The sequence below is a fragment of the Desulfoluna sp. CYM3A genome, assembly GCF_056829965.1.
Genome location: NZ_CP186556.1, coordinates 1,861,494 through 1,888,018 on the forward strand (window position 1 = coordinate 1,861,494; position 26,525 = coordinate 1,888,018).

20 protein-coding genes are annotated in these 26,525 nt (G+C 54.0%); 13 read left to right on the forward strand and 7 right to left on the reverse strand.

Annotation, left to right across the window (positions count from 1 at the left end):
* Positions 1-14 precede the first annotated feature (14 nt).
* The 8 genes from ACOYW1_RS09640 (at position 15) to ACOYW1_RS09675 (ending at position 8,993) form a co-directional block, all read left to right on the forward strand.
* Positions 15-590, forward strand: a complete 576-nt coding sequence (locus ACOYW1_RS09640) for a BMC domain-containing protein (RefSeq protein WP_482422618.1) — start codon at positions 15-17, stop codon at positions 588-590.
* 15 nt (positions 591-605) lie between these two features.
* Positions 606-2,051, forward strand: coding sequence for an acetaldehyde dehydrogenase (acetylating) (locus ACOYW1_RS09645; protein WP_482422619.1), 1,446 nt, complete (start codon positions 606-608; stop codon positions 2,049-2,051).
* 53 nt (positions 2,052-2,104) lie between these two features.
* Positions 2,105-2,770 (forward strand): hypothetical protein, encoded by a 666-nt coding sequence (locus tag ACOYW1_RS09650; RefSeq protein WP_482422620.1) that lies wholly within the window; start codon positions 2,105-2,107, stop codon positions 2,768-2,770.
* Positions 2,771-4,973: 2,203 nt separating this feature from the next.
* A complete protein-coding gene (locus ACOYW1_RS09655) occupies positions 4,974-5,630 on the forward strand; it encodes a DUF11 domain-containing protein (RefSeq protein ID WP_482422621.1) in 657 nt (218 codons plus the stop codon).
* 5 nt (positions 5,631-5,635) lie between these two features.
* Positions 5,636-6,823 (forward strand): PKD domain-containing protein, encoded by a 1,188-nt coding sequence (locus ACOYW1_RS09660; RefSeq protein WP_482423697.1) that lies wholly within the window; start codon positions 5,636-5,638, stop codon positions 6,821-6,823.
* Positions 6,824-6,971: 148 nt separating this feature from the next.
* Positions 6,972-7,571, forward strand: a complete 600-nt coding sequence (locus ACOYW1_RS09665; protein WP_482422622.1) for a BACON domain-containing protein — start codon at positions 6,972-6,974, stop codon at positions 7,569-7,571.
* A gap of 1 nt (position 7,572) precedes the next feature.
* Positions 7,573-7,803 carry a hypothetical protein gene (locus ACOYW1_RS09670; protein ID WP_482422623.1) on the forward strand — a complete coding sequence of 77 codons (231 nt, stop codon included), beginning with the start codon at positions 7,573-7,575 and terminating at the stop codon, positions 7,801-7,803.
* 332 nt (positions 7,804-8,135) lie between these two features.
* Positions 8,136-8,993 (forward strand): transposase, encoded by an 858-nt coding sequence (locus ACOYW1_RS09675; RefSeq protein WP_482423698.1) that lies wholly within the window; start codon positions 8,136-8,138, stop codon positions 8,991-8,993.
* A 3-nt stretch (positions 8,994-8,996) separates the two neighbouring features.
* On the opposite strand, the gene ACOYW1_RS09680 is transcribed toward ACOYW1_RS09675, so the two are convergent.
* The 4 genes from ACOYW1_RS09680 to ACOYW1_RS09695 form a co-directional block, all read right to left on the reverse strand.
* Positions 8,997-9,605: a DUF4125 family protein gene (locus tag ACOYW1_RS09680; protein WP_482422624.1), complete on the reverse strand. Its 609-nt coding sequence runs from the start codon at positions 9,603-9,605 to the stop codon at positions 8,997-8,999.
* Complete coding sequence (locus ACOYW1_RS09685) at positions 9,583-10,530, reverse strand: DUF4037 domain-containing protein (RefSeq protein WP_482422625.1); 948 nt, start codon at positions 10,528-10,530, stop codon at positions 9,583-9,585. The genes ACOYW1_RS09680 and ACOYW1_RS09685 overlap by 23 nt, the downstream gene beginning before the upstream one ends.
* Before the next feature lie 340 nt (positions 10,531-10,870).
* Positions 10,871-12,079, reverse strand: a complete 1,209-nt coding sequence (locus ACOYW1_RS09690; protein WP_482422626.1) for a cryptochrome/photolyase family protein — start codon at positions 12,077-12,079, stop codon at positions 10,871-10,873.
* The gene (locus ACOYW1_RS09695) at positions 12,048-12,362 is read right to left on the reverse strand and encodes a cryptochrome/photolyase family protein (RefSeq protein WP_482422627.1); all 315 of its coding nucleotides are present in this window, start codon (positions 12,360-12,362) and stop codon (positions 12,048-12,050) included. Before ACOYW1_RS09695 ends, ACOYW1_RS09690 begins: the two co-directional genes overlap by 32 nt.
* Positions 12,363-13,260: 898 nt before the next feature.
* Between ACOYW1_RS09695 and ACOYW1_RS09700 the strand changes: the two genes are divergently transcribed.
* The 3 genes from ACOYW1_RS09700 (at position 13,261) to ACOYW1_RS09710 (ending at position 15,781) form a co-directional block, all read left to right on the forward strand.
* Positions 13,261-14,484, forward strand: a complete 1,224-nt coding sequence (locus ACOYW1_RS09700) for a BamA/TamA family outer membrane protein (RefSeq protein ID WP_482422628.1) — start codon at positions 13,261-13,263, stop codon at positions 14,482-14,484.
* A gap of 205 nt (positions 14,485-14,689) precedes the next feature.
* On the forward strand, positions 14,690-14,890 hold the full coding sequence (locus tag ACOYW1_RS09705; protein ID WP_180141268.1) for a DUF1059 domain-containing protein: 201 nt from the start codon (positions 14,690-14,692) through the stop codon (positions 14,888-14,890).
* 249 nt (positions 14,891-15,139) lie between these two features.
* Positions 15,140-15,781: a SagB/ThcOx family dehydrogenase gene (locus tag ACOYW1_RS09710; protein ID WP_482422629.1), complete on the forward strand. Its 642-nt coding sequence runs from the start codon at positions 15,140-15,142 to the stop codon at positions 15,779-15,781.
* Positions 15,782-15,991: 210 nt separating this feature from the next.
* Here ACOYW1_RS09710 and ACOYW1_RS09715 read toward each other — a convergent pair whose 3' ends face one another.
* Positions 15,992-17,554, reverse strand: coding sequence for a sigma-54 interaction domain-containing protein (locus ACOYW1_RS09715; protein WP_482422630.1), 1,563 nt, complete (start codon positions 17,552-17,554; stop codon positions 15,992-15,994).
* 389 nt (positions 17,555-17,943) lie between these two features.
* On the opposite strand from ACOYW1_RS09715, the gene ACOYW1_RS09720 reads away from it, so the two are divergent.
* Positions 17,944-19,395 carry an MFS transporter gene (locus ACOYW1_RS09720; protein WP_482422631.1) on the forward strand — a complete coding sequence of 484 codons (1,452 nt, stop codon included), beginning with the start codon at positions 17,944-17,946 and terminating at the stop codon, positions 19,393-19,395.
* An 8-nt stretch (positions 19,396-19,403) separates the two neighbouring features.
* On the opposite strand, the gene ACOYW1_RS09725 is transcribed toward ACOYW1_RS09720, so the two are convergent.
* Together ACOYW1_RS09725 and ACOYW1_RS09730 are read right to left on the reverse strand one after the other, a co-directional pair.
* Positions 19,404-20,777, reverse strand: a complete 1,374-nt coding sequence (locus tag ACOYW1_RS09725) for an OmpP1/FadL family transporter (RefSeq protein WP_482422632.1) — start codon at positions 20,775-20,777, stop codon at positions 19,404-19,406.
* Between the two features lie 299 nt (positions 20,778-21,076).
* The gene (locus tag ACOYW1_RS09730; protein WP_482422633.1) at positions 21,077-24,379 is read right to left on the reverse strand and encodes a hypothetical protein; all 3,303 of its coding nucleotides are present in this window, start codon (positions 24,377-24,379) and stop codon (positions 21,077-21,079) included.
* A gap of 788 nt (positions 24,380-25,167) precedes the next feature.
* On the opposite strand from ACOYW1_RS09730, the gene ACOYW1_RS09735 reads away from it, so the two are divergent.
* Positions 25,168-25,326 carry a hypothetical protein gene (locus ACOYW1_RS09735; RefSeq protein ID WP_482422634.1) on the forward strand — a complete coding sequence of 53 codons (159 nt, stop codon included), beginning with the start codon at positions 25,168-25,170 and terminating at the stop codon, positions 25,324-25,326.
* Positions 25,327-26,525 lie beyond the last annotated feature (1,199 nt).

Sequence of the window (26,525 nt, forward strand, 5' to 3'; positions counted from 1 at the left end):
AACGGGGGGATGCCATGAAGGGTAAGGCCTTGGGCATGATCGAGACTGTGGGGCTTGTCCCTGCGGTGGAGGCAGGGGACGTGGCGGTGAAGACCGCCGACGTCTCCATCCTGGGTTGCCAGGCAGTGGGCGGTGGCCTCGTCTCTGTGCTGATGACAGGGGACGTGGCCGCGGTGAAAGCCTCGGTGGATGCGGGGAGCACGGCGGCGGCACGCCTGGGCGAGGTACACTCGGTGACCGTTATCGCCCGCACCGCAGAAGGGCTGGAGGAGGTGTTGGTCCGGGAGCGGGCACGGCCCAAAAAACGTGCTCCCGCAAACCCGGGCCCAGGGCCCAGGGGAGAGGCGGCGTGTGACACCGTCCAGGCCCCTTTGCCGGGGCCAAGTTTAAAATCAGGTGACGGGAGAACCGATGGAGGGGAATCCGTTGCCCCGGACATGGACGATCTCAAGAAGAAGAAGGTTACCGCACTGAGGCGGATTGCCCGGGGAATTCCCGGGTTTCCCCTGGCACGGAGCGAAATCAAATACGCCAGGAAAAAAGACCTTCTCGAAGCATTTGTTCAGTACATAACGACATCGGAGTCGTAGGTAGGGAGACAGACTATGGTAGACAAGGATTTACTCTCCATTCAGGAAACACGGGCACTGGTTCGAGCGGCGCGGGCAGCGCAGCCCTCCCTTGAACAGGCCGGCCAGGAGCGTGTGGACGCCCTGGTGGACGCCATTGCCGGGGTGGGCGCAGAGATGGCCGAAGAACTCGGCAAGATGGCCGCCGAAGAGACCGGTTTCGGCAAGTGGAAAGACAAGACCCAGAAGAACATCCACGCCACCGAAAAGCTGGCCGCCTATTTCAGGGGGATGAAGACCGTCGGTATCGTCAACGAGGACACCGACAAGCGAATCGTCGAGATCGCCATGCCCATGGGGGTCATCGCTGGGCTCATTCCTTCCACCAACCCCACGAGCACCACGCTTTATAAGGCCATCATCGCCCTGAAGAGTGCCAACAGCATCGTGTTCTCGCCCCACCCCAGCGCGGTGAAGTGCATCACGGCCACCGTGAACATGATCCGGAGCGTCCTCAAGGCCATGGACCTTCCAGAGGACCTCGTGGGCGTCATCAGCGTTCCCACCATGGAGGGCACCGACGAGCTGATGAAGATCTCCGACATGATCCTGGCCACCGGCGGCAACGCCATGGTCAAGGCGGCTTACAGCTCCGGCACCCCCGCCCTGGGCGTGGGCTCCGGCAACGTGCCCGCCTTCATCGAGCGCAGCGCCGACGTGGACGTGGCCGTCCAGAAGATTTTTGCCTCCAAGACCTTTGACAACGGCACCGTGTGCGCCTCCGAGCAGGCCATCGTTACCGAAGCCTGCATCGCAGACAAGGTCAAGGCCAGCGTCATCGCCCAGGGCGGCTACTTCCTGGAAGGGGAGAAGCTGGCCAAGGTCAAGCGCGTCATGGAACGCCCCAACGGCTCCATGAACCCCGCCATCGTGGGCCGCTGCGCAGCGGACATTGCCAAGGTGGCCGGCATTGACGTGCCCGCCGGCACCACCATGCTGCTCTGCGACGAGCCCGGCGTGGGTCCCAAATTCCCCTTCTCCAAGGAGAAGCTCACCGCTCTGCTCGGTTTCTACGTGGTCAACGACTGGCAGGAGGCCTGCGAGCTTTGCTACAAGCTCCTCAAAAACGGGGGCATGGGGCACTCCATGGGGATCCACTCCAACAACGAGACCGTGATCCGCGAGTTTGCCCTTAAAAAACCCGTCTCCCGCTTTCTGGTCAACACCCCCACCACCCAGGGCGCCGTGGGCATCACCACCAACCTCTCTCCCTCCTTCACCCTGGGGTGCGGCACGGTGGGGGGCAGCGCCACCTCGGAGAACGTCGGTCCCCAGCACCTCTTTAATATCCGGCGCATGGCTTACGGCGTTGATGATGCGGCCACCGTCCCGGCTCGGTCCGGCGATACCGTCGACGTCCAGGCGGTGACCCACATGATCATGGAGCAGCTCAAGAAGATGAGCGCGGTGTCCGGGAGATGAGTGCCCTGGGCGGCATGTTCGCGCCATACAAGGCGTCATGAAAGGGAGACTAAATGAAGAAGAAACTGATCGGCACCGAGACCGTCATGAACCACGTGACGGACGGCGTCTTCCACCTGAACGAGGAGATCATCCTCACCCCGGCCGCCCGGGACCTGTTACGGGACAACCGGGTATTGCTCATGGCGGGGACAAGCGCCCACAACCAAATCGCGCCCCTGGCCCCTTGTGGTGCCCCGGTGTGCATGAACTGCAGCGAGTGTGTCATGGATAAACAAGAAGTCAATATCGAAGCCCTGATTCGTAAGATCGTCGCCGAGCAGCTCACAGGCAAGGCCGGTGAGTTTGAAAAAATCGTCGATAAAGAGAGCGGGGTGTTTTGCGTCAAAGCCGCAACCGTCACCCCCGAGCCCTTTGACACCGGCAAAAAAGGAGACAAAGTCTTTATCACCGACGTGGCGACCCTGGAAGAGAGCCCCCGTCTCGGCTTCGGCATCATGGAGATGCAGGAAGGCTCTGCCTTTGACTGGACCCTCCGCTACGACGAGGTGGACTACATCATCGACGGCACCCTGGAAATTCTCCTGGACGACCGGAAAGTCACGGCCTGCAAAGGGGATATCCTCTTTATCCCCAAAGACTCCTCCATCACCTTCAGCACCCCGGATTCGGCCCGGTTTATGTTTGTGACGTATCCTGCGGACTGGGCCAGCCAGTAGCCCTGACCCCAAATCCCCACGAAGCCTGTTTATCAAGGGCTTCGTGGGTCAATCTGAGATTCAATTCTTCTGTCTATGTTTCTTTCTTTAAGACCTTCTTTCCCTCAATCAACTGTCATTTTGTCCAGTATTTTTGTTCATGAGATTGCATGAAAAACTGAGGGGAAGTCTGCTTTTATTTTTGAATGGATTATGTTGAACTTGTGCTGGTCGTTTAGTGGAATAAGTTCCTTTTGTTGACGGATGTTTTTGTTGAGCAGCATGTTGTTTTGGAATGATCTTTGGCCTAATGTTTTTTGAGCTATGGTGTTATGTTTGGTGGGTGGGGCCTTCATTCTTTGGCCGATGGTTGTGGTCCATGGTGTCTAATGGGAGAGCTTGGAATTTCATCTTGTTGTTTTGTGATCTTTCCTGTAAAAAATACGTCTTGGGAAACGTGAATAATGATGGGTGGCCAAAAGTTGTATATAATTAGCTGTTTGTCAATTGGTTGAGAATTGAGAGCAGTCGCTTCCCAGTCTTAGATTCCAACCTTATTTAGATTGCGACGGTCCAATCTACTTAACTCTTTTTTGTGTTGATTTGGCTTTGATGCGTTCACTTTTTAATTATCCGCATTTCGTAATTAGACCCAATGGAGCCGTTACATGCCCTTGATTGAAATAAATAGCAGGGTTTTACGTGCTTATATCGGGTTGCGTTGATTGTCTCACTTGTTTTCGAGTGGTTTAGTTCGTTGTGTCATTTCTACCGGTTCTCGTTTTTTTACTAATAAGATCGAAGTTTACTCGACGTAGTAAATGCTTCAACGACCCGTATGTTCGGTTAGTACAGGTGATCAAATGTCGGGTGCAAAATGACCCTATTAGTAACTGTTTGATTAATCAAGTGAGTTTAACATTGGGGTTTATGTAGGGAATGCTTACTCGTTAAATCGAAAATTGTGTCAAACTAATGGGTTTGCTTATACGAAGCAGCTTTCAAAACCTGTTTGCCTATTTTTTTAAAGCTTTGCCCCGGTTGGACCTCTTGAGGGAACGAGGATCTGAATGGTTAGCGTTCAAGATCTATAAACGCGCACTTCAGAACGACTGATTTGCAAAAAACACTTGGCCTTTTTAGAATCTGCCGGTGCCACCTTGACCAATTCCTGCTCAACTTTTGTCAGTGATTTCTTTTCAAATCCAACGAAACCGGGCTTCCCCAGATTATTCCGGGCCAGCATATATTTTATAAGTCATGGGCACATGTTCATGAACTCGTTTGCGTCGAATGTAAGTAAAAAAACTTTAACGAAGGCTAAAGAGGATCAAATGAAAAAAAAAACTGTTTTTATTCACTTGTCTTTTTTTAATCTTGTCGGTTGTAATAACGAACGCAACAGAGTATGAAGCTGCAATTGTCGGAAATGTGAGTGTCTACGATTCAGGTGGGGATGATACATTTGAGTCTGTAATATCAACGTCACAGATTCGTGTTATATGGCGAAATGTAAACTATCAGAACCAGCGATATAAAAAGTAGAGGGATTATTGAAGTTGACCTTTCAGCTTTTCCAGCTTGAAAGCCGAGTTGAATCTGCGCTTTTAAAATTTTATGCGACAAAGCTTTCCAATCGGCCTGAGATTCAATTCTGGGGATATAGAAAGGAAACGGGGTTGCAGATCTCTCGGATTCAAACGAAGGAGATGTGTTAATATCATCTGTGGTTCTGGATTGGGCTGGAAGTCACCAGGTAGAGCTCGCACCTTATATAAGAGAGTTGATTCATCAAGGGTACCGGTATCTGGGCTTGAATGTGCGCGTAGCGAGCGAAGGTATGATCAATAATACATATGATGATGAACTAATTTTTAATGGCTATCGGACTCGTAATCAGGTCTTCTATGGTGTAGGCCTCACCCTGAGTGATGAACCGGGTGAGATTATCACTCCCGACGATACAATCTATCAGCACCATTTTGATTGGGCTTACCCCGATAGTGATTATGGATTTAACCTTCAGTCGAGTAATAGTTATGGCCGGTTCCAGTTTGTCAACGGGTCGCTCAAGAATGGATCAGAGTTTGCCATTTTCATATACACTGAATGAAATAGACTGGACTGCTGATCTGCAGGGCTGCAAATGTTTTCCTGACTTTTTTTCAGGCAGACCACGGAGACGAAGCTGATGGGTTGCCCTTAACATTCACCGGATCAGTCAATGGTGATGGGGTATCATCCTTCAGACGGAGCAACCTGGTATACGATTGTTTCTGCAGAAGACCTGGATGTCGGTTCAAGGGGAAATACGTTTACCGTTGACCTGGATGCTGAAGTGGCTCGTGTCAGGAGTAATTATGATCCTTTGTTTCAATATACCTCTGGATTTAAACTGCGTTTTCAGCAGTATGATAACTCCACGTTTTTTTATGATGACGGCCGCGACTGGGGGGACTTTTTAATTACAGGTACGCCACGGGATGCCGAAGTGGACCTTGGGTTAACTCAAAGCGATTTTCCGTACCAGATAGAAGCCGGTAGAGAGCTGAACTATACCCTTTATTACGGAAATACCGGTAGTGAAAAAGCATCCGGAGTTGTTATTTCCGGCACCCTGCCTCAGGATGTATATGTTGTTAGCGCATCTCCGGGTTGTGAGAGGGTTGGAAACACATTTACCTGCTATGTCGGAAGTGTTGAGGCAGGATCATCGGGTGAAAAAGAGTTCATTGTCACTCCTAAAACAGGCGGTGTCCATAATTTTGCAGCAACGATATCAACTCAGCAAACTGACAATAATTATGAAAACAATACAGCCGTCAGGATATTCAGGTGCTTCCAATGTCGAACCAGCCTCCGATTGAGATACTCACGTTAACCCTGATGGTACCATTATTGAAGGCTCTTCGGTTGAAGTGGAACTGGATTATCTTTATGACCCGAACATTGCCGATACCCATTAGCTTTGGATTTGGGGATGGCTTTACCGCTACGGGTACCGGTACGGTTAATCATGTATATGCTGACGACGGAGACTATACGATAACGCTTACCGCACTGGATAATAACGGGCTGTCAGGTAGTGACAGCCAAGTTGTATCCGTGACGAATTCAGCTCCTCTGGTTGACGCAGGCTATCATATCAGTACGAGTATGTATTCACCCGTCAGCTTTGCCGGACAGTACAGTGACGAAGGGAGTCTCGATACCCATACAATCGTGTGGGATTTCGGCGACGGGTTGCGAGTGGGTACACTGACACCAGAGCATACCTTCACAAGGCCCGGAACCTTTGTTGTTACTCTGAGGATTTCCGATGATGATGGTGGTGTTGGCGAAGATACGTTGACTGTTACAGTGTTACCAATCTATTCTCTTGATGTTTCACCTGATCAGCCTTTTGAGTTCAACGGTATTGAAGGGGGCATTTTTACTCCTGCATGTGCTGTTTACACAATTTCGAATGAGTCTGTAAATTCGGTTGACTGGACACTCACGGTTTCTGAACCGTGGATCGAGGCATCCGTAAATGCAGGGAGGGTTACTGGAGGCGGAAGTCAGGATGTTCAGCTATGTCTGACGTCATCAGCAAAGGCGCTTCAGGCAGGTAATTATAGTGCACGTATTACTTTTTTTGAAACATCAAGTGGGCTATCCGTAACACGCGATATCTCTATAATGGTTGATAAAGAGAAAGATACTCTGCCTTATGAATATTTCTTCTCAGATGACTTACCCGACGCAGAAACCGGTTGGACGTATTATTCTTCTCACCAGTATGGCCGCATTCAGATCGTTGGTGAAAGGCTGCGAATGGATGTCAGTCAGAATAGTAACTATAATTTAAATGAAGCAATATTGTCAGTTGATCTGGAAGGTGCAAGTGATGTAATGCTCAGTTTTTTTCAGGCAGACCACGGTGATGAAGTGACTGTAATTCCTGAGCAGTTTACCGGGCATTTTAATGGAGATGGAGTTGCCATCAGCAGTGACGGGAACACCTGGTACCGTATTATAAGTTCATCCAGCCTTGATGTGAGTAGCAGCGGACAGAATTCCGTTTTTCGATGAAACGATCTCAGGAATACGTTCAAATTTTGACCCGGACTTTGCATATTCAGCGGATATTAAACTGAAGTTTCAACAATATGATAATTATATTTATCCTTCAGATGGTCGGGAGTGGGATACTATTCAGATTACCGGCGTAAAATCTGCCTTGAAAATCAATCCGGTAGAACTGGCAGAAATATTAGTCCCGGCTGATCATCCAACAATGGCAGAATGCCAGGCCTTTGTTTTAACGAATACCGGTACTGTGAGTGTGGACTGGACAGTAACGACAGCAGAAGAATGGCTGACATTTAGTATAAATCAGGGCGAGCTGGCACCGGGAGAAACGACAACTGTCGACGCGTGTTGGGATGCTGCAGGGCTTGCTTCGGGAGTTTGCCATACCGGGATCGTTGAATTTTCAGACTCTATTAACGTTACCCAACAACGTAGCCTTACCTTACGGATGAAAGGCGATACGCTTCGCCCACCCTATTTTCAGGAATTTTCCAGCGGCCTGCCCGGCGTTAATAACTCATGGGATTATTATTCGTCTGATACGTCCATAGGAAGAATTGATGTTTTGAATGGGCGATTGCGGATGGACGTAAATACCAATGGTCAATACAATCTTAATGAGGCAGTACTGACAATCGATCTGAACTCACTTCATAATGTGACACTAAGCTTTTTCCATGCTCAATCTTCGGATAAAAGCTTCTTGGATGGGAGAAATGTTTACTGGGCACATGAATGCGATGTATAGTATGGATAATATCAAATGGTATCGTATATTAAATGCCGTAGATATAGATGTGGGAAGCGCAGGGAAAACCATCATTGATCTTGATGCGGAAATTGAACGAATCAGAAACGGCTATGATGCAAGTTTTGGTTATACCTCTGAGTTTCGAATCAGATTTCAGCAGTACGATAATTACTCATTCACATCCGACGGAAGAGAGTGGGATGACATTTCAGTTACGGTAAACCCATAGAATTCACGTGTGTCAAATGTAAACGTGCAATATGCCCCCGGATGCTGTGGCCCGGGGGTATTTTTGTAAAGATCAAATGGACGTTTTGCAGAATGCTATCTTGAGATAGGGATCACACATTTAATATCTTGTAAAGGAGAGATAAGGGGGCAAGTCTACATATTTGACAAAATATAAAAAATGATTTGATTTAGTTTGTTTATGCTCATAGACGCGATCTGCAGCCCCTTTCGCCATTTCGAAACATTCAAAATAAGGCAGCCCATGGCACGACCCTTACGGATTACGTTTCCCGGGGCGACGGCAGAAGAACATCTACAAGAGCAAGCGGGATCGGGAGAAATTTCTGGAGTATCTCGGCGAGGCCCAGTGAACGTTACGGGGCCATCATCCATGCTTATTGCCTCATGACCAATCATTATCATCTCCTTATTGAGACGCCCGATGCCAATCTTCCACAGATCATGAAGCATGTGAACAGCTCTTATACGACGTATTTCAATATCAAACGGAAGCGTTCAGGGCACTTGTTTCAGGGGCGTTACAAGGCCTTTCTCGTTTATAAGGACGATTACGCCCTGAAGCTGTCGAGATATATTCATTTGAATCCTGTCCGGGCGGCCATGGTTGACTCAGTGATCGACTATCCCTGGTCGAGTTACAGGGCATTTGTCGGCAAAGAGGCGTCACCTGAATGGCTTGAGACGGATTACATTCATGGGTATTTCGGAAAACGGGTTTCACAGGCCAGAAGGGAATATGAGAGGTTCGTTGAAAAGAAGAGCAGGCGCTTCATTGCCCGAACCCTTTGGGAAATGCATCGGCGGATACCGTTCTGGGGCCGGATAAAGTTCTACGAGGGATGTAGCAAGAAGTACCTCGAAGGACGACGCAGCGATCGGGAATTGCCTGCTCTGAGTGCGTTGAACAGCAGGCCGTCATTTTCGGTCATAGCCAGTGTTGTAGATGATCATGTTGAGGATGTGAAGCTCGCCCGTAAAATGAAAATCTACCTGATGAAGAGATATTCAGGAGCCACGCTGAAGGCGATCGGAGAACCCTTTGGGTTGAGTGAATCGGCAGTTTGCCAGGTGTGCGGGCGGTTTGATGTCTTGTCCAATGAAGATAGGAGTGTTCAACAATGTCTGAACACATGCAAAAAAATAATTTTGTCGACTGTGCAGGCCTGATCCCTACGTAGACAGCTTTCCCTCCGCCTCCTCCAAACTGTTGTATCCTTTTTCCCGAACCAGCGTTTTATAGACCTCTTCGGACATGCTTTTGCCGGCATCTTTCAGTGTTTCCGTGTGAAGGAAAAGAGATTTCAGTGTGTTTTCGGAGTAGGACTCCAGCTCGCAACGCAGGTAATTTTCAAAAGAGGCCCAGTCGATGCCCGCCTCTCCGCCGGTCAAAGCACGGCCTCCGGCCATGATGCGCGGGTACTTGGTCATGAACTCTTTTTGCCACTGAACCATGATCCCCGTGATTTTATCAACATAGGGGCTGCAGTTTTCGCTTGGGATCAGGTTGTCCATCCTGGCGTATTTATAGGTCATCAGGTTGCGATTGGTTTGTTTTGCCTCTTTGAGATCCTTCAGGTAACTGAGGAGGGTGGTCTCGGGCCAGGCCAGGAATTTTGCCGTCCTGTGGAGTTTGAATTCGTCAGGGAAGTCCCGGCAGGTGGGTTGGCCCTGGTTCCGTGGGTCTGAAGCGGCCTTGTCGTTGACTGTGGAAAACATCTCCCATTCGATTTCCAGAATTTGTTTGATGATCTCTTTTTTATGGGGCGTCTTTTTTTCCACGCCCCATAAAGTGTTTGAATTCCGGGTCTTTGATGCGGCCGAGGATGGATGGGACGTGATCTGCTAAAAAGGGTATGTTGTCATCGGTGAATCCGAGCGCCTGAAGCTCGGCGATGACTTTCCGGCAAATCATCTCCATGGTGTCCTGCTGATTCTTCCAGCCGTCATTTTGGGACTGTTCGTTGAGAACCTGTGCAATCAGGGGAGAGAGTTCTGCCCCAAGTATCGGCAACTGGGCAACGCCTCTGAACAGCCACTTGTAAAAGGGCGCATAGGCTTTGTTCAGGAGGTAAACCAGGTGCATGATCTCTGTGCAGAATTTTACCGTGGCGGTATGTGTTACATAGGGGTCGTTTCTTAAAATACCCCGTTGCCAGTTGTATTGACCTGCCTGCCCTGCGAGCATGCAGCAGTCCGCGATTTTTTTAAGCCGGAGGTCTTCAGGGTAAAACTCAAGAAGGGCTGTTCGCCATGAGGAGAACTCTCCCAAGGGGTCTGAAAAGATTTTGCCGTTGGTGCAAAGGGCCAAATTTTCTGAAGGTATCTGCCAATCCTTCATGGAAGCCGGTGTGTGATCCAACCCTGTGTAGCGGGCGTAAAAGCTGCTGGTGGCCATAACGCCCACGCGGCCCTCTTCGCCCGGACTCACGACCCGTGGGCCAAATCCCATGTATTCTTCGGGCAGGGCATTGTAGCAGGCCTGAAGCTCTTTGCCGTAGCGCTGGTAATCCTCTCGGGTAACCCACAGGCAAAAGGAAGGGCCCCAGTCGTGATCACGTGAGTATTCATCATCAAATCCAAAGCATTCAGAGCCGGGTCCAACGAGCCCGATGGCAACACGGTCCATGAGGGACTTGAATGTCTGCTCGAAAATCTCTTTGGCACATGCAGCGTAGTACGCCTCACTGAGTTCCAGGCCTTTCATAAACCATATTCCTTTGCACCGGTCATTCTCTCAAAATCAAGGGGCTGACTTCCAACAGGATCACGTTTTTGTGGCGTCAGAATGAAATCCAAAATTTAACACATGGATTGGAATTAGGTCAAACATGTACCTAAATTTATTGAAGGGGTGAAGTAGGCGGGAGACGTTTTCGGAGTCGAGCAAGGCATGGGGGCCGCCCGGTGTGTATCTTTTGCCGCTTGCCTCCATGGTAACGGAGAGGGGTCAAAGCTCCTCAATACCATCCAAACAGGCTTCTGCCCGTTCCAGTATCGCCTGCCGCTGGTCTTCGGGTTTTTTGCCCCACACAGCATACACCATTTTATTTCTGGGGTTGGACCACCGGAACGACTTGGTTGCTTGTGTATGAGCCCCAGTACAGGGCATTGAGAGGGCAGGCGTTTGGGGTCGTTGTCTCTGTAACGCGATAGTGGCAGTCACTGCAGTAGTCGCTCATTTTTTTGACGTAGTTTCCGCTGGCCGCGTATGCTTTGGAGCCCACGATGCCATTGTCGGCAAATTGGCTCATGCCCCTGGTGTTGGGCAGTTCCACCCATTGGATGGCGTCAATGTAAATGCCCAGGTACCAAGTGTCAACCTGGTCGGGATCTACGCCTGCAAGAAGGCAGAAATTACCCGTGATCATCAGGCGCTGGATGTGGTGTGCATAAGCCATGTCAAGGGACTGGGTGATGGCCTGTCGAAGGCAATACATCCGGGTCTCTCCGGTCCAGAACCAGGAAGGTAGTGGGCGAGTCGCATCCAAGCCGTTGCAGGATTCGTATTCGGGCATGTTGGCCCAGTAAATACCGCGAATGAATTCCCGCCACCCGAGGATTTGCCTCACAAATCCTTCCACTTGTGCTAGGTCCATTTCGGGCTTTCTGGTGTGGTAGTGCTCAATGACAGTGTTGACAACGTGTTGCGGGCTGAGCATTTTGCTGTTCAAGGCAAAGGACAACCTTGAATGAAACAGCCCGAACTGCCTTTTCATGTCTGTCGCGCCAAGCTTACCGGTCATTGAATCCTGGAACCGGCCGAAGTGCTCCAGGCCGTTATGGCAAAAATAATTCAGCAATTCTGATGCCTGCTGGACATTGACCGGCCAGATAAGGTGGGGAGATTCTTTCCCGATGGTCTGGATGCCGTGCCGTTTGATTCGCGTCAGGATATCCCGGACATCGTTTGCGAACAGCAACGGTTCGGGCACCAGCTTCAGGTCGTCGGCCTTCAATTTGTTGCGGTTTTGCGCATCATAATTCCAGCTGCCCCCTTCCGGCTCCTCTCCATCCATGAGGATGTGAAATCGTACCCGCATTTTTCGGTAAAAAGCTTCCATACGGTGCCGTTTGCCCCGGCTGAATGTGCGATGGATCTCCTCGTCTGAAAGATAAAAATGCTCCGTATCATAAACCATGGTGCCCACGGCTTTTATCGCCGCGGATTGGCAAAATTGAGCGAGTTGTTCTCGCAGGCGGTACTCATCCGGCCGTTGGTATTCAAATTGTGTTGCCTGGTGTTTTTCGAGCAAATGGCTGAGCAGCTCCGCAAAGAGTATAGCTTGCAAAGGACGCTGTATCGTCCAGTGTCAAGTACAGTACCTGATGACCGGCGTTGCGGAGCGTTTCGGTAAAGTTGGACATTGCAGCAAAAAACGCACACAGCTTCTGGACATGGTGACATACATACGATGCTTCCTGGAGCAGTTCAGCAATGACATACAAGGTGTCGTCGTCTTTTTGCCTGTACCAGGAGTGGCTGCGATTAAGCTGGTCTCCGAGGATGAGCCGCAGGAGAGAGTATTTCTTGGGCATGCTGTCACCTTGTTAAACGTTTAGTGATGTGGTGAATAGGGTGATGGCTAATGAATGAATTAGTCTACGGCAGAAACACCGGACATTCCCCCGGTAGAAAGTTGATAATGGGGCATCGCAGGAGAAAACGATTCATGGTTTACCTGGACGGGGAAGTTTTCCGGCAGATTTATCTGGGCCTGTGTCGGATGCTCTAAGGTGTGATGCAAGATGGTAATATGACCTGACTCCGGTGGCACCGGTTCAGGGGGATTGATTCTGGAACGGACAGTACCATGATGTATGTGAGACGGAGTGCTCCCGATGGGGAAATCTCTTTTGAGTTCAGAGGGCTTTTGTGACCTTTCAGTGCCTGTAAACCGAACATTTCGAATTCCTTCTGCTGCGATGCATGAATCAAGTTGGCTCTCAGACAGGGTTTTCACTTCTGCCAGGCAGAAACCACTTAAACATATGAGAATTGAAACGCTGTACACAATAGTCCTGAAGGTGGGCGGCATGCGGGTTTATTCCTTTGGTAAAGGTATCGTGACAAGTGAAAAAAGGATTAGGTGTATGGCACGACGAAAAGCATAGATGTGTTTGTCGCAAGATTGCTTGTTACCAGGGAAACAGGATGCCTATTTTATGATTTTAGATCGTTTGTTTCTGCCTCATATTATTCATTAATTCTATTTGTTTGTGCCTGGTGGCCTTTGTTTTGCCAGACCTATCCTAATCAGGATGAGTGTAACAAAAATCGTAATAACTGCCCATTCATAATTTGTGATACATAAAAGAACAGATTACAGCTTGCAGATGAGTATCACCTCAGACTGATATTGAGCATGTGAGATTGAATTTCATAAGGTCCCATGATGTCAGCGCGTAGCGTTTTTTCGGGGAAAGCAGCTCAAATGTGGGCATCGTTTTTGCCTATTGTATCCAGCGTGATCATACCGTTCTGAATTTTCTTTTTGTGATGCATTTCCGTTTGAGACTCGGAGACCAGGTGCTCTGTTTTCATTGTCTTTACATGGCATATTCAAAGGAAAAGGTTGACATGCGTCATGCTATCTTCATCCGTGGGCTGCTCCTTGTGCTGGCAACACTCATCACTGCTCCCGGCGAATTGCGTGGTGAGGAGCCCGAAGACAGGTACAATCTTGAATTTGTGACCGCTCCCATGGTCGTATCCAACCCCAATTTTGGCAATGGGGGAGGGGCTACCCTTATGGGACTCTTTGATTTGGCTCCCGGTAATGAGAATGTGCAGTCGTCTTCCCTTGGATTGACAGGTATCTATACGGATCGGGGGAGCCATTTGCTTGCCTTGGGGGGAAATGTGTTGCCAAGCGAGGCATGGCGCATCAAGACCGCCGTGGCCGATATCGGTGTGAAAAGCGAACTGAATGTGGATGAACTGCCCCAACGGGCGGATTTTACCACCGCCGTTCGTGTGATCCATTTGAACGTTCTGTATGGTTTTGGAGAGCATTTTTTTGCCGGGATGCGGGGGGTGGTCAAAGACATTGGCTATTCTCCGGACAACGAGGCTGGGAGGCAGTACCTCGACGCTGTCAATGCCACCGATGATCTCAGCGCATCCCTGGGGCCGGTACTCTCCTTCGACACCCGGGATAATCGTTTTTTCCCCTACGAAGGGATTTATGCCGAGGCCACGTTGATGCTCAATCCCACCATTTTGGGCAGTGACGAGTCCTACGGCGTCTTGGACGGGTTTATTAACGGATACGATCAGTATCGACCCGGACATGTTATTGCATGGCGTCTCTACGGGCGCTTCACGCCGAGTGACACGCCCTATTCGGATCTGTCGACCCTCGGTCGGAGAGCAGACCTGCGGGGATATATAGCAGGTGAGAACATCGCACGGCACCTGATTAGCGTTCAGGTGGAGTATCGGTGGCAGTGCAGACCCAAGTGGGCCGTGGTGGGATTTGTGGGGGAAGCGGTGCTTTTTGACCCGGGGGACCTGAGTCGGGACAGTTTTTATTCCAGTGCAGGCACGGGGCTGCGGTACCTGTTGAGCGAAGAGCGCAGGCTGAACTTTCGCATCGATTATGCGGTTGGCGAAGACTATTCTCATGGGCTCTACGTCGGAATATCGGAAGCCTTTTGAGCCCCTCACGGGTGGCCTCTTGATAGCGATTCTTTTTCTGTGAAGTACTGTATAATCGGTGCCTTGGATGCGGGGCATCAACATGCGGTGCCAAGACCCACAGGCGATTCATTGAGCCTCTCATTTCGTGTACGGAAGGGCGGGCGGCCCGATTCTGGACCGTTTCCCGCATCATGGTCACACAAAGCACAGGAGTATAAGGACCATGTCACGATATTTCATCGATTGCCGCAACCATCCGAGCGACACGAAGTGTACCGTCGCCCTTGCGGCGGACACAAAGGAAGAGCTGCTTGAAGCCGTTGTGCAGCACGGAACACAGTGCCACGGCTATAAAGATACACCCGAGTTCAGGGAAATGATCTTGAAGGAGTTCCAAGAGGGGACCCCTCCCATCAAGGCATGAACCGCCCGATGTTTCGGTTTTTCCTGATGCTTCTATCGCCCATGCATTTTCATTGATCCGGATTTTCAGGCAGGCACAGACGCTGAGGCTAGGGCAAGCATCATGAAGGGATAATCCTCTTTAAGGACAAAGACCAGGGGGGCGTGGCCGAACAGGCCGCGGCCCCCGTTTGGTTTCAGGGCGTTGTGCTTCACCGGCGCTGCCTGATCAACAACAATATCCCAAGACATGCATGAAGGAGGCACGCAGATGAATCTTCTGGGTTGGATGACCATGGTTGTGATGGCGCAAGCGGCAGGGACAGGGGAGGTGATCCGGCTTCCCCCACCGGACACCACGGGAGGGGCCACCCTTTCCATGAGTCTTGCTGCCCGTCGTTCGGTTCGCTCCTTTGCGGAAGAGCCGCTTACTGTGGCTCAGATCGGCCAGTTGCTCTGGGCTGCCCAGGGCATGACGGATGCGGTACGGGGGCTGCGAACGGCCCCGTCGTCTGGGGCGCTGTACCCGTTGGAGACCTTTGTGGTGTTGCCCGAGGGGGTGTATTGGTACAACCCGCAGCGCCATGAGCTGTCCCTGAAGATACCGGGGGACCTGCGACACGCCCTTCAAAAGGCCGCCCTGAACCAGGGGGCCGTGGGCGATGCCCCGGCCGTGTTTGTGTTTGCCGCCGTGTATGAACGGGTGGCAGTCAAATACAAAGGAAGGGCCACCCGCTACGTGGACATGGAGGCCGGGCATGCCTGCCAGAACCTTTTGCTCCAGGCTGCGGCGTTTAACCTGGGGGCCGTTCCTGTGGGGGCTTTTCATGACGACCGCATCGCAGAGATTCTCAAGCTTCCGAAGGAAGCAAGCCCTCTTTATCTCGTGCCCGTCGGGTACCCAAAGCGATAAACGAAACACCGTGGCTTGTGGGGGTGAAAAGCCTCCGGCGGCCCTGCCTGGGGCCAAGTTTTTGAAAAGTTAGACAAACAAATTTTAAGCAGGCCTTCCAGGTTCAGCCGAAGTAATTTTGCCTGTTTCGGTAGTAAGAAAGTCTTTTGCGGAGCTTTTTTTCAAAAAAGCGACTCGCCGAAGGATTGTTTTTACCCTGGCCATGGAAGGCTATTTTTTAAGGCTCTTTCCGAAGGGAATGCCCAGCTTTTTCATTTTGTTTCTCAAGGTGCTCGGGTTGACCCCAAGAAGGGCTGCGGCACCGTTGTCTCCTTTGACCCTTCCATGGGTTGCCTCAAGGGCTCTGCGAATCTGGTGGCGGATGGCATCATCCAGGTTGAGGGAGGTCTCCTCGGGAAGGGGCGGGGGCGTTGCAGGAGACGTCGTCTCCGGTGAATCGAGGTCGGGAAATCGCAACGGGGTTCCGGCAGGGGAGGTGATATGAAGGATCAGGGCCCGTTCGATGAGGTTTTCGAGTTCCCGGACGTTGCCGGGCCAGTCGTGGCGGGACAGGTCCGCCAGGGCCCAGGGGGCCGGTACCGGTACCGGATGGATGTTCATCTCCTTTGCCTTCCGCTCGATGAAGTAGTCCATGAGCTCGGGAAGGTCCACGGGCCTGTCCCGCAGGGCTGGGATATGGATGGGAAAGACATTGAGCCTGAACCAGAGATCCTGTCGGAACTCCCCGCGGGCAACCATCTCTTCCAGGTCCCTGTTGGTGGCCGCGATGATCCGGATGTCCAGGGCAATGGGTGCGGTGCCCCCCACCCGCTCGATTTCGCGGGTTTGCAGGACACGGAGGAGGCGTACCTGGGCCCGGGGCGGCAGCTCGCCGATTTCATCCAGGAAGATGGTTCCCGTGTCGGCCCGTTCAAACCGTCCCCTTTTTTTTTGGAGCGCTCCGGTGAAGGCCCCGCGCTCATGGCCGAAGAGCTCGCTGTCCATTAGTTCGTCCGGAATGGCCCCGCAGTTGACCTTGATAAAGGGCTTGTTCGCACGGGGCGAGGCGCGGTGAATGGCGTTTGCGATGACCTCTTTTCCCACCCCGGTTTCACCCAGCAGGAGCACCTGGGAGGAGAGGGGAGCCACCTGGCGGACCATCTCCGTGACCTCTTTGAGGCCGTGTCGGCTTCCGATGATCTGGTCTCCGGCCAGGTGGTGGAGCTCCCGGGCCAGGTACCGGTTGTCGTCGGCCAGCATTTCCGTGAGCCTGACCACTTCCCGGTGCTTGAGGGTGTTTGAAAAGGCCATGGCAAAGGGGTCGTGCAGGAGGGTCAGCAGCCGGGAGTGTTCAGGCTCGTAGCGGTCAAACCCTTCTGCAAAGATAAAGACCACCCCCAGCCTGACCTCATCCACAATGGGGTGAAGCAACAGCAGGGAGATCTCCGGCTTACCCATGGCTTTCCAGACGAGGTTGGCGACCACCTGTTGGTTGGGCACATTGAGAATAAGGGCCGGGCCGGGAGTCGGTGGGTAATTTTCGATGAACGATATGGCCTCGGGGGTGAGCTTCACCGGGTCAAAGGAGAGGATTCGGCCATTGTCGAGGTCGGAGACAACGGCAATGTTCCGGACCTCTTTTTTTTCGGGGTCGTAGGTGTTCATGGCGAGGCCGTTGATGGGCAGGTAGTCCTTGAGGTAGTGAAAGCATCGCTCCAGGGCCGTGTGGATGTCGAGGCTTCCGCAGATCCTGTTGGTGGCCTCCCCAAAAAAGGTCATGTCATATAAATCCATGTGTCTCTCCCCTTAGTGCTTCTTTTTCTGTGGGACTACATCTCTTATACGATTCCGTTTCCTCGTTCAAATGCAATGTTGCAACGCGCTTCGTTGGAAGGAACCCACGGCTCTTTTCCACCCGTTTCCTTTGCGGTTCGAAGGTGCCGTATCAGGGCTTTTTTTGTCTAAGGTGGTATATCAGGCACCTTAAGGGCGTCGTATGCGACACACTATCAGAGGATTTTTCCCAATAGCCTGAATTCATGGCTGAATGAATGTTGGCATGCTCTGTGGAACATAATCGGTGTGAGGCATCCATGAGTCACGCCTCGCAACGGGTCGAAGCCCCGACAGAAAAATTGATCGGCAGGTTTTTCGTGGAGAAAATCGAAAAAGGATCGATGCCAATGGATTCAGCATATCAAAACAGAAAAAGTGCAACAGCGGTGCCGACGGCCCGGGGTCAGGCCTCGGGGTGGGTCACCTTGAGCATTGTCTGTACGGTTCAGTTTTTGACGCCTTTTATGATGTCTGCGGTGGGGGTGGCCCTTCCCGTTCTCGGTGGGGAATTCAGTGCGAGCGGTGTGCAGTTGGGGCTGATAGAGACAGTGTTCATCCTGGCTGTCTCTCTGTTTTTGCTTCCTTGCGGGCGCCTGGGGGACATCTACGGCCGCAGGCGGGTGTTTGTTCTGGGCATCCTCCTGTTTACCTCTGCCACCCTGGCGGCGGCCCTGGCAGGTGACGTGGCGCTGTTTATCCTGTTTCGTTTTATCCAGGGCAGCGGCGCCGCCATGATTACGGGCACGAGCCTGGCCATTCTCTCCTCGGTGTTTCCGCCGGAGAAAAGGGCCAGGGCCATGGGTGCGGTGGTGGGCTGTGTCTACCTCGGGGTGTCGGCAGGGCCGGTGGTGGGGGGATTTCTCATCACGCACTTGGGGTGGCGGTGGATTTTTTATGCGGGGGCGGGGGCTGGAAGCGCGGCCTGGCTCCTTACCGTTTTAAAGCTCAAAGGGGAGTGGGCGGAGGCTGCGGGGACGCGGTTCGATACCCTGGGCAGTTTTTTGTATATGGGGGCTTTGTTCCTGCTGATCGTGGGGGTGGTGAACCAGGCCGCCGGTCCTCGGTTCCAGGCCATGGCAGCCCTGGGTATTGCCGGGTTGGCCCTGTTTTTTTTCTATGAATACAAAAAGGAGACGCCGCTCCTCGATGTCCGCCTGCTGCTCTCCCGGCGCGTGTTTGCCTTCAGCAACCTGGCGACCCTCATCAACTATGCCGCGTCCTTTGGCCTCACCTTTTTTTTCAGCCTTTACCTTCAGGTCGTTAAGGGCGTGGCTCCGCACACCGCAGGGCTGATCTTGGTGAGCCAGCCCCTTCTCCAGGCGGCCCTGTCGCCGGTGGCCGGAGCCCTGGCCACACGGGTTCAGACAGCGACCCTTGCCACCACAGGTATGGCCATCTGTGTGGTGGGCCTGGCCCTTGCCTCCACCGTGGACGGCGGCACCGGTTTCGGACGGATCGTTACGGTCCTTGCTGTCATGGGGGTGGGGTTTGCTCTGTTTTCCACACCCAACATGCTGACGGTCATGGGGAGCGTGGAGCCCGTACATTACGGCCTGGCATCGAGCCTGGTCTCCACCATGCGCACCCTGGGCATGCTCGTGAGCATGACGATTGCCACCCTGGTTGTCTCAGGGCACCTGGGAGATAAAGCCGTCGAGCAGGCCACCCGGGAGTCGTTCCTGCTTGCCATGCACGATGCGTTTCTGGTGTTCGCAGCCTTGAGCATCCTGGGGATCCTCCTTTCCATGGCACGAATGAACAGCCCTGCACACTGTGCTGTCGAAACCCCTTCGGTGTGATGGCGCGGTTACATATCGATGGTGATGCCCACATAAAAGGTGTTGCACGTCCCGCCGAAGCTGTAGTCGGGGTTGACGCCCGTGGGCTCGGTTTTCGTGACCTCCCGGTCGTCGAGGATCTGGTGCTGGTAGGCGGCGTAAAAATTGATGTCCCGTTTCATGCGGCCGAAGCTTGGAAGGCGGTAGCTTGTTCCCACGGAGAGGATGTGCTTGTCGTTGTCGAGGAAGTTGATGGTGTCGGTGAGGCCTTCGTCCGGGATAAAGCTGGGCTCGAAACAGTAGCCCCCTTGAAACGCCAGCCGCCGGGTGAGGCGGTATTCGATGCCCAGTTTGGGAACGACAATGTCATCCAGCTCGGGGAGCACGTCCCCGAAGTTCTCTTCGTGGTTGAGGGAGACTTCGAACCCGGACCACTTCTGGAACTCCGCCTCAAGGGAGACCATGAGCCTGTCGGAGAAGGCGTAGGAGGTGCCGAAGGTGTAGATGTCCGGTTGGAAGTAATCCAGCAGGGCCAGCCTCAGGTTGAGGAGGACATTGCCCGTTTCGAGGACAGCCACGGTCTGCAGCGGGGAGATGTCGAGCTTTGACTTCTGCCTGTAAGAAAAACCAAGCTCCAGTCCCTCAAGGGCGTCGAATTTTTTTCCGGGGCTGATGTAAAAACCGGCCACCACCGTGGGCTCCAGGGAGATGTCCATGATGGCGTTGTCCACGGGGATCTGCTCATCCTCGGTGATCTGGAGGTCGGACAGGTCGATGGTGCCGGAACCGCCGAAGGAGATGTTGAGCCCCAGGCCCAGGCCGAAGAGGTCCTCCATGAACCCGAACCCCGCCCCGGTCATAATCAACGCCCGCTGGGCTTCCCGTCCGTACCGCATGAAGTTGTGGGTGCGCGGGTCGATGTCGTTGATCTTGACCACGGTGAGATCATTGTTGATGCCCATGGAGAGTCCCATGCGGGCCGACGAGATGCATTCCGGCATCTCATAGATGATGTTGAGGTCCATGGCCATGCCCAAGACATAGGTCCCGAAGTCAAGGTCGTCGGCACCGTGGGTGGGCAGGGGGCTTCCGGTGTCCGGGTCGAAGCGGTTGATATCGAGGTCAAAGGAGGGCACCGCGTGGAGGTAGTTCACCGAGATCTGGTTGATGCCGCTTTTTTCACCGGTTCCGGCGGCTCGTTCGATGCGGGCGAGGGTTCGCCCCAAACCGGCCATGTTGTAGTAGACCGCAGACCAGTCGTCCACATGGGCGGTCATGGCGTTGCCCATGGCCATGCCCCGTGGGGAAAACCCATACGTGGTGCCGAAGCTGCTCCCAAAGGCGGATCGGCTGAAGGTGATCATCAACAGAATCGTTCCCATGCATGCAATCAGTTTTTTCATTGTTGCTCCAGAGTCGTTGTAAGGGTGGGGTGGAATTAAAAAGCAAGAGCATGCCTCCAGTGGCCGTGCCGGGGGCCAAACTTTTGCCAATTTAGATGCCTTGGGTTTGACAAACAGGTTTTGATAACGGTTTTGGCTTGTTTGAAAGCAGAAGATAATAAAGACGTTACGGCAACGTATCTTGCTGCTTCGAGGTGTGTGGACCAGCCCGCGCAAACCATCCGCTTTTCTACCGGGCGAAGCCAGAATAAGGCCCTTGCGCTTAGGCCCGAGGAACGAGGGACGAAGCGCAAGGGCAATCAGCTTTCGAGGTGGCTCACCTCGCCGCCGGAGGCCGCTTTTTCATCAAAACCATAGAAGGCAGCGTGCTCCGAATTGTTTACCTGAAGGCCGTACTTTTCATAGACATCCCACAGGAGCGTGACGTCCCGGGCCAGGTCCACGGCATGTGCCAGGTCGCCTAAAAGAGAGGCCAGGGTGGACCAGAAGGGGTCGTGTTCCGTGATGACGGGCTTGCCCAGGAAGGCGTACAGGTCGGTGAGGATCTTGTCCCAGCCCGAGGGGATGGTGACATCGTCCACAAGGCACTCCACCAGCCCTTTTTCCTTGAGCAGGTCGGCAAGGATAACCAGAAAGGCGTGGTAGGTTGTTCCGGTGTCGTCGTCCAAAATGGCGTGGATCTCGGGGAACCTGTGTTTGAGAAGTCTGTAGAGATCGTCGAATCCTTCGTCGCCCTGGTGGATCCATTGGCCTCTTTCGGCATCGTAGCGCGCAAACAGGCGCCCCAGGGCGTAGAGGGTCCCGGCAAGCTCGAAGCTGTCGCAGGGGGTGGGCTTTGCCATGACGGAGTCAAGGAGCCCCAGAAGGTTGCCGGTGATGCTGTGGGGGCTGCCGGGGTGGAGGATCCCTTCCAGCAGGTGGACGGTGTCGTAGAGTTCATCCCAGTCCGCGTCGGTGAGTTTGTCGTCCGGGTAGTCGGCCAGGCCCCGGCCCTCCTCTTCCTCTGTTTCGTCTTTCCCCACAATGAGGTCGATGCCCCAGTCCAGAAGAAGGTCCTCTTCCCGAAGGTGAGTCGGGGCGTCCAGGTCCCCCTGGGCAAAGAGCCAGGGCGGAAAGACGATGGGGACGTTTTTGGTTTCGTTTAATGCCGTGGCCGGTGCCTTGGTCATGCGGACGGCGCTGACGATCTGCTCCAGGCCGAAGAGGATATCCCGCCTGGGGCCCCACCGCTCGCAGGCGGCGTTTGTTTCGTCGGCGCAGGCGGGAGAGGAGGCGTCGTCAAAGGCGGGATCGCCCAGGCGCTGGAGAAAGGCAAAAAGTCCGGTGAGGAGGCGAGAGCGGGCAGGTCCGTTTTCCAGGTCGTACTCCGTCATCCTGGCAAGGAGCCCGTCGCACCGCAGGGGCGTGCCGTCCGGGTTTATCTCTCCGTAAGGATCACTGTCCGTGAGCAGGGTGATAAGGGTTTGAACCTTTGCCGGGCGGTAGTACCCGCGCTCTTCTTCACTTCCGTACCATGTGTCCATGGGCTGATCGTCGTAAAAGCCCGCACTGGGATAAAGAAAATCACGGCCTTCAATCAGTCGCGGTTTCCAGCATTCACGCGGCCACTGGCCGGCGTCTTTCTGGTAGTAGAACAGGGGTTTCAGCAGGTAGGCCATCATGTCGAAGAAGGAGAGCATCCCGCCCCGCGTGGACTCGTACCCCACCTCGGTGTGGCGATGCAGGCTGCCCCACAGGGCCTGGAGGATCACCAGCATCGCGTTGCGATTTTGCCAGATCTCGTCGCCCACCTCGAATTCACGGGAGCCCACCAGGGCGTCGGTGACCGGGTTGCCCTCCGCGTCGGTGCCGTGGCAGATCAGGGGCGCCCGTGGAAAGCCCATGCGGTAGATAACCGGTGAGTTGTGGGGAAAAATGGCGTTGAAAGCCACGCCGCAGTCGATGGTGTCGTTGTAGACCGACTCTTCGGTGACGGCGATGCTCCCGATGAGCCCCTCGCTGATCACCCGGATGCACATGCGGTAGTCCCCGGGCAGCTCGGATGGGCCGTGGGCTCGTTTTTTTGCCCACACCTGGTTGCCCAGGTATTTGCGGCCGTTCATGAACCCTGTGTATCCGTTGGCCTCCATCACCTGGAAGATAAAGGCCGCTTCAGACCCCAGGACGGTGACGTGAATGGGCATGACCAGCACGAATTTCCGTTCGGCAAAAAAGAACTGGTAGTTCCGGAAGAGGGCCTCTTCATGGCTGGCGCACTCCCGCACTGGGTCGTTGTCGCCGATGAGCTCGTTTACAATGAGGGCCCCCGCCTCCTCACCCGGTTGCACCTCGGGCATGGTAAGGTTCCCCGATGCGTCGTAGCCCACGGTGTAGTAGGTGCCGCCCAGTTTTCCCAGGTAGTAGTCGGAACGCCACGCGTCCTTGTAATGCTCCATGCGATGGATGTAGCCAGTGACAGTGGAAACGCAGGCGCCCCCGAAATCGATGACGCCTTGTCCCGACACATCGGTGATGTCAATGCGTCCGATGCTGGGGTCAGGGCTGGCCCCGAGGATCTCGATGCCGGTTCCAAAGGGGCGGACCGTGAGCCCTTGGCCACGCAGCCGGTCCAGGATCATGTCGGCGGTCCAGGTCCGGGAGGGGTTTTCAAAGGAAACGGGCACGGGCGGGGCGCTGTCCACGGCTATGGAGACGGTGGCGTCCCCTGAGACCCGAAATGCTTCGACAGCCACGTCGACATCGTCCAGGAGCCCCGCGCCATGTTTAAAGTAAGCCCCCAGGGGGTTGTAGGCGGCGTTGTCCAGGTGGATGGGGCCGCAGTCGCTGACAATATGAAGGTATTCCCCGTCGCCCTCGTCGTGGGGAAAGCAGACAGCTTCGCCAAAGGCCTCGTTGATCATGGAGACGATGTCGTTCCGGAAGTATTTCTGGTTTTTATCAAAGTCTATGGTGGCCCTGCGGTCGGGGCCCAGCAGGATCTCCAGCTTTCTTCCTGTCCAGATGCTGTTGTCGATTCCATCTTTCAGGTCGATGTCCGAGGTGAAGAGGGCGTGGGTGGGGACACCGTACTGCACGGCAAGGCTTGCCTGCTCTTCCATGGTCTGGCCTTCAAACTGGGCGGGGTAGAGGTACTCCCAGGTGGCCGGGTCTGCAGAGGGCTTGTGGATCCAGGCATACACAAGGCCCCCGGGGGTGTGGGTGACCTGCCAGGTGCGATTGTGGAAGGTGACGGTTTGCGGGGTCTCGGGGGCATAGTAGTATGGGCCTTCCGCATGCCATGCCGCGCGAACCGACGCGCTCATGGTGTTGAGGGCGATGTTGTCGTCTTCCACTCCGGTGGCTCCGTAGGGGCGATAACCGTTGAGTACCGGGGTGCCGTCTTCCTCCAGCCTGGGTCTGCCCCCTTGTTGAGAGCCCATGTCCCCTGGGGTGCCCGCCACCATCAGGCCGATGGGGTAGTTCTGGTCGTAGCGGAAGCGATAATCGTCCATCTCCGGCCCGTCCGCATAAAAGGGCGCACGACCCCGGAACATGTAGTTGTAATCCTTGGATTGCAGGGCGATGTCGTACATGCCCATGCCCAGGGTTTTGTGGGTGGTCATGGCAAAGAGGGTGTCGTTGACGGTGAGGGTGCCGCACCCTTTCCCGTGACCGTGGTCGAAGTTGGGGTTGCCGCTGTCCGTTATTTCCCCTGTCTTGCCCCCGTCTGCTCAAGTAGTGGGTGTGGGCCCCTAACGCCGCGAAGAACATCAGGTTTTCAAGGAACGAGGTGTGGAAGGCCTCGGGGTCGGTGATGCGGTCCCTGCCCCAGAGGTCGTATCGCAGCATGTCGTAGAGAGACTCCTCAATGCGGGCGTTCGGGATGTCCCACTGCATGGTGTGGAGGTTTTGGGAGAGGATCCCAAGGGGGTAGGGGGTGTTGCCGAAGAGATCGGAAATCATGCCCATCTCCCTGTCGGCTCGCAGGAAATACTGCATGAGGTAGGGAAACACCTCCCGCAGGCCAATGCCGAGTTCCGCATCGGAGTAGATCTCCCCGTCATGCCTGTGGTATGTGGCGTCAGCCTCGTAAACCTCACCCCCTGGTGAGGCGGTGACTTTGATGCCGCAGAGGAGGTTCCGGATCATTCGGGGGGTGTCGATGCCCGGATCAAAGATCTCCCCCAACCCGTTGATCATTTGATGGATCGAAAGGCGTGCCTGCTCATCACCCATAACCTCGTCAAGGCCTTTTAGCAGGGCATGGACCCCGGCCACGACATTACCCATCCCCATGTTTTCGTGGACCATGGGGTCTATTTCCCGGCAGTTGAGAAGGGTGCCGTCGGCATTCTTCCACATGGGGTAGTCGGACCGGATGAGGAGTTTTCCCGATGATCCGTGAAAAATCATGGAAGTCCTCGTCGAAGTCCGGGTCGGTGATGGTATCGACCATGTCCCGGAGGTCGTCGAGGAACTCTTCGGGGGTGTCGGTATCCCGCCAGTAGCCCAGGATGCTGGCGAATATCTGGTTGGTATACCCTTCGTCCCGGAGGGGGACGTCCGTTGAAAGATCGTCCAGGTAACCGGAAAAAGGCCCGCGCGGCGTCGCGGTCTCCTCGCTCCCGAATAAAAGGTCTCCAGCCCTTGGGCGGTCCTGTGGTCGGGGGAGGGGGCCATGAGGACGCCCAGGAGGCCCCGGGTGTCTTTGCCGCACATGTCGGGCATGAGGGTGGGGTTGACGGTCATGAGGTCGTCAACCCCTGAGGCAAAGATGACGAAGGCCTCGGGGTTGTCGTTTACCGTGTCGGCAAAGAGCTCGTTGACCATCTCTCCGTCGATGGCATCCCATGCCTCTTCAAGGGCGCCTTCGCCTTCGAAAATGTCCATGAGGGTAAAGCCGGAGGCCTCGTTCTTCTGGATGTTTACCCCTTCCATTTCGTCTTCGGAGCCGCAGCCCGTGGCCCACAGGACAATCAGGGCCCCTGCCACGGCAAACCATCGGTTCGTTCGCATGGGGATGGTTCCTTATGGTTTTGTGTTTGTTTGTAAGAACGATGTTCTCTGTATGAATAATTCGTTCGCGGAAGGCGGGAAGTTACAAACATTCAGGCGGGGTGGAACATTTTCGGGATGGGAGAGGCAGGGGAAAGGGTTCGACTCAGCCAATGCCTCCGGCAGCACTGCCGGAGGCTAAGCTTTTAAAAAAACATAAACAGGTCTTGATAGCCCTTCTTGAATGGCGTTTGGGCTTTGGTTACCGTTTGGGCCGCGAGCTTCAAAAAAATCGAGAAAGATCCACCGACGGAGCGCCGCACTCCGGTGCGGCTTTTTAGTCCGTCGTTACCTGTGCCGCACAGGAGTGCGACGCTCCAGGAGATAAGGGGGAGCGGGGGGAGACAAATACGCCGATGGCCCAAACGAATCCAAAATCTGTTGTCAAGGTGGTTCATCTTGCCGGCCAGGGCCAACGCATTTAGATTTTTGTCTCCGGTGGCCCTGCCGGGGGCAAAACTTTTGGAAAGTTTGACAAACAGGCTTCGTTTTTTGGGTGTGCACAGCGACCCGTTAGGGCAACTGAATTGTTACATGCGTTGGCCTCGCCTTGCCGCCGGAGACATTGCGGTTACATCGATAATGGACTATCGGCAACAACGTAATCCCTGAAACTTCGAAACTTGTGAGTCAGTCCGCACAAACCATCAGCGTTTATGTCGGGCGTAGCCCGAGCCGAAGGCCATTGCGCTTTGGCCTGAGGAACGAAGGGCA

Excerpts from the sequence above, each read along its gene's own strand:
- ACOYW1_RS09720 (WP_482422631.1), top strand. The coding sequence starts at position 17,944 with ATGGATTCAGCATATCAAAACAGAAAAAGTGCAACAGCGGTGCCGACG.
- ACOYW1_RS09660 (WP_482423697.1), top strand. The coding sequence starts at position 5,636 with ATGGTACCATTATTGAAGGCTCTTCGGTTGAAGTGGAACTGGATTATC.
- ACOYW1_RS09710 (WP_482422629.1), top strand. The coding sequence starts at position 15,140 with ATGAATCTTCTGGGTTGGATGACCATGGTTGTGATGGCGCAAGCGGCA.
- ACOYW1_RS09685 (WP_482422625.1), bottom strand. The coding sequence starts at position 10,530 with ATGAAAGGCCTGGAACTCAGTGAGGCGTACTACGCTGCATGTGCCAAA.
- ACOYW1_RS09730 (WP_482422633.1), bottom strand. The coding sequence starts at position 24,379 with ATGACCACCCACAAAACCCTGGGCATGGGCATGTACGACATCGCCCTG.
- ACOYW1_RS09650 (WP_482422620.1), top strand. The coding sequence starts at position 2,105 with ATGAAGAAGAAACTGATCGGCACCGAGACCGTCATGAACCACGTGACG.
- ACOYW1_RS09640 (WP_482422618.1), top strand. The coding sequence starts at position 15 with ATGAAGGGTAAGGCCTTGGGCATGATCGAGACTGTGGGGCTTGTCCCT.
- ACOYW1_RS09645 (WP_482422619.1), top strand. The coding sequence starts at position 606 with ATGGTAGACAAGGATTTACTCTCCATTCAGGAAACACGGGCACTGGTT.
- ACOYW1_RS09735 (WP_482422634.1), top strand. The coding sequence starts at position 25,168 with ATGGAAGTCCTCGTCGAAGTCCGGGTCGGTGATGGTATCGACCATGTC.
- ACOYW1_RS09725 (WP_482422632.1), bottom strand. The coding sequence starts at position 20,777 with ATGAAAAAACTGATTGCATGCATGGGAACGATTCTGTTGATGATCACC.
- ACOYW1_RS09705 (WP_180141268.1), top strand. The coding sequence starts at position 14,690 with ATGTCACGATATTTCATCGATTGCCGCAACCATCCGAGCGACACGAAG.
- ACOYW1_RS09715 (WP_482422630.1), bottom strand. The coding sequence starts at position 17,554 with ATGGATTTATATGACATGACCTTTTTTGGGGAGGCCACCAACAGGATC.
- ACOYW1_RS09670 (WP_482422623.1), top strand. The coding sequence starts at position 7,573 with ATGGATAATATCAAATGGTATCGTATATTAAATGCCGTAGATATAGAT.
- ACOYW1_RS09655 (WP_482422621.1), top strand. The coding sequence starts at position 4,974 with ATGGTGATGGGGTATCATCCTTCAGACGGAGCAACCTGGTATACGATT.
- ACOYW1_RS09695 (WP_482422627.1), bottom strand. The coding sequence starts at position 12,362 with ATGCCCAAGAAATACTCTCTCCTGCGGCTCATCCTCGGAGACCAGCTT.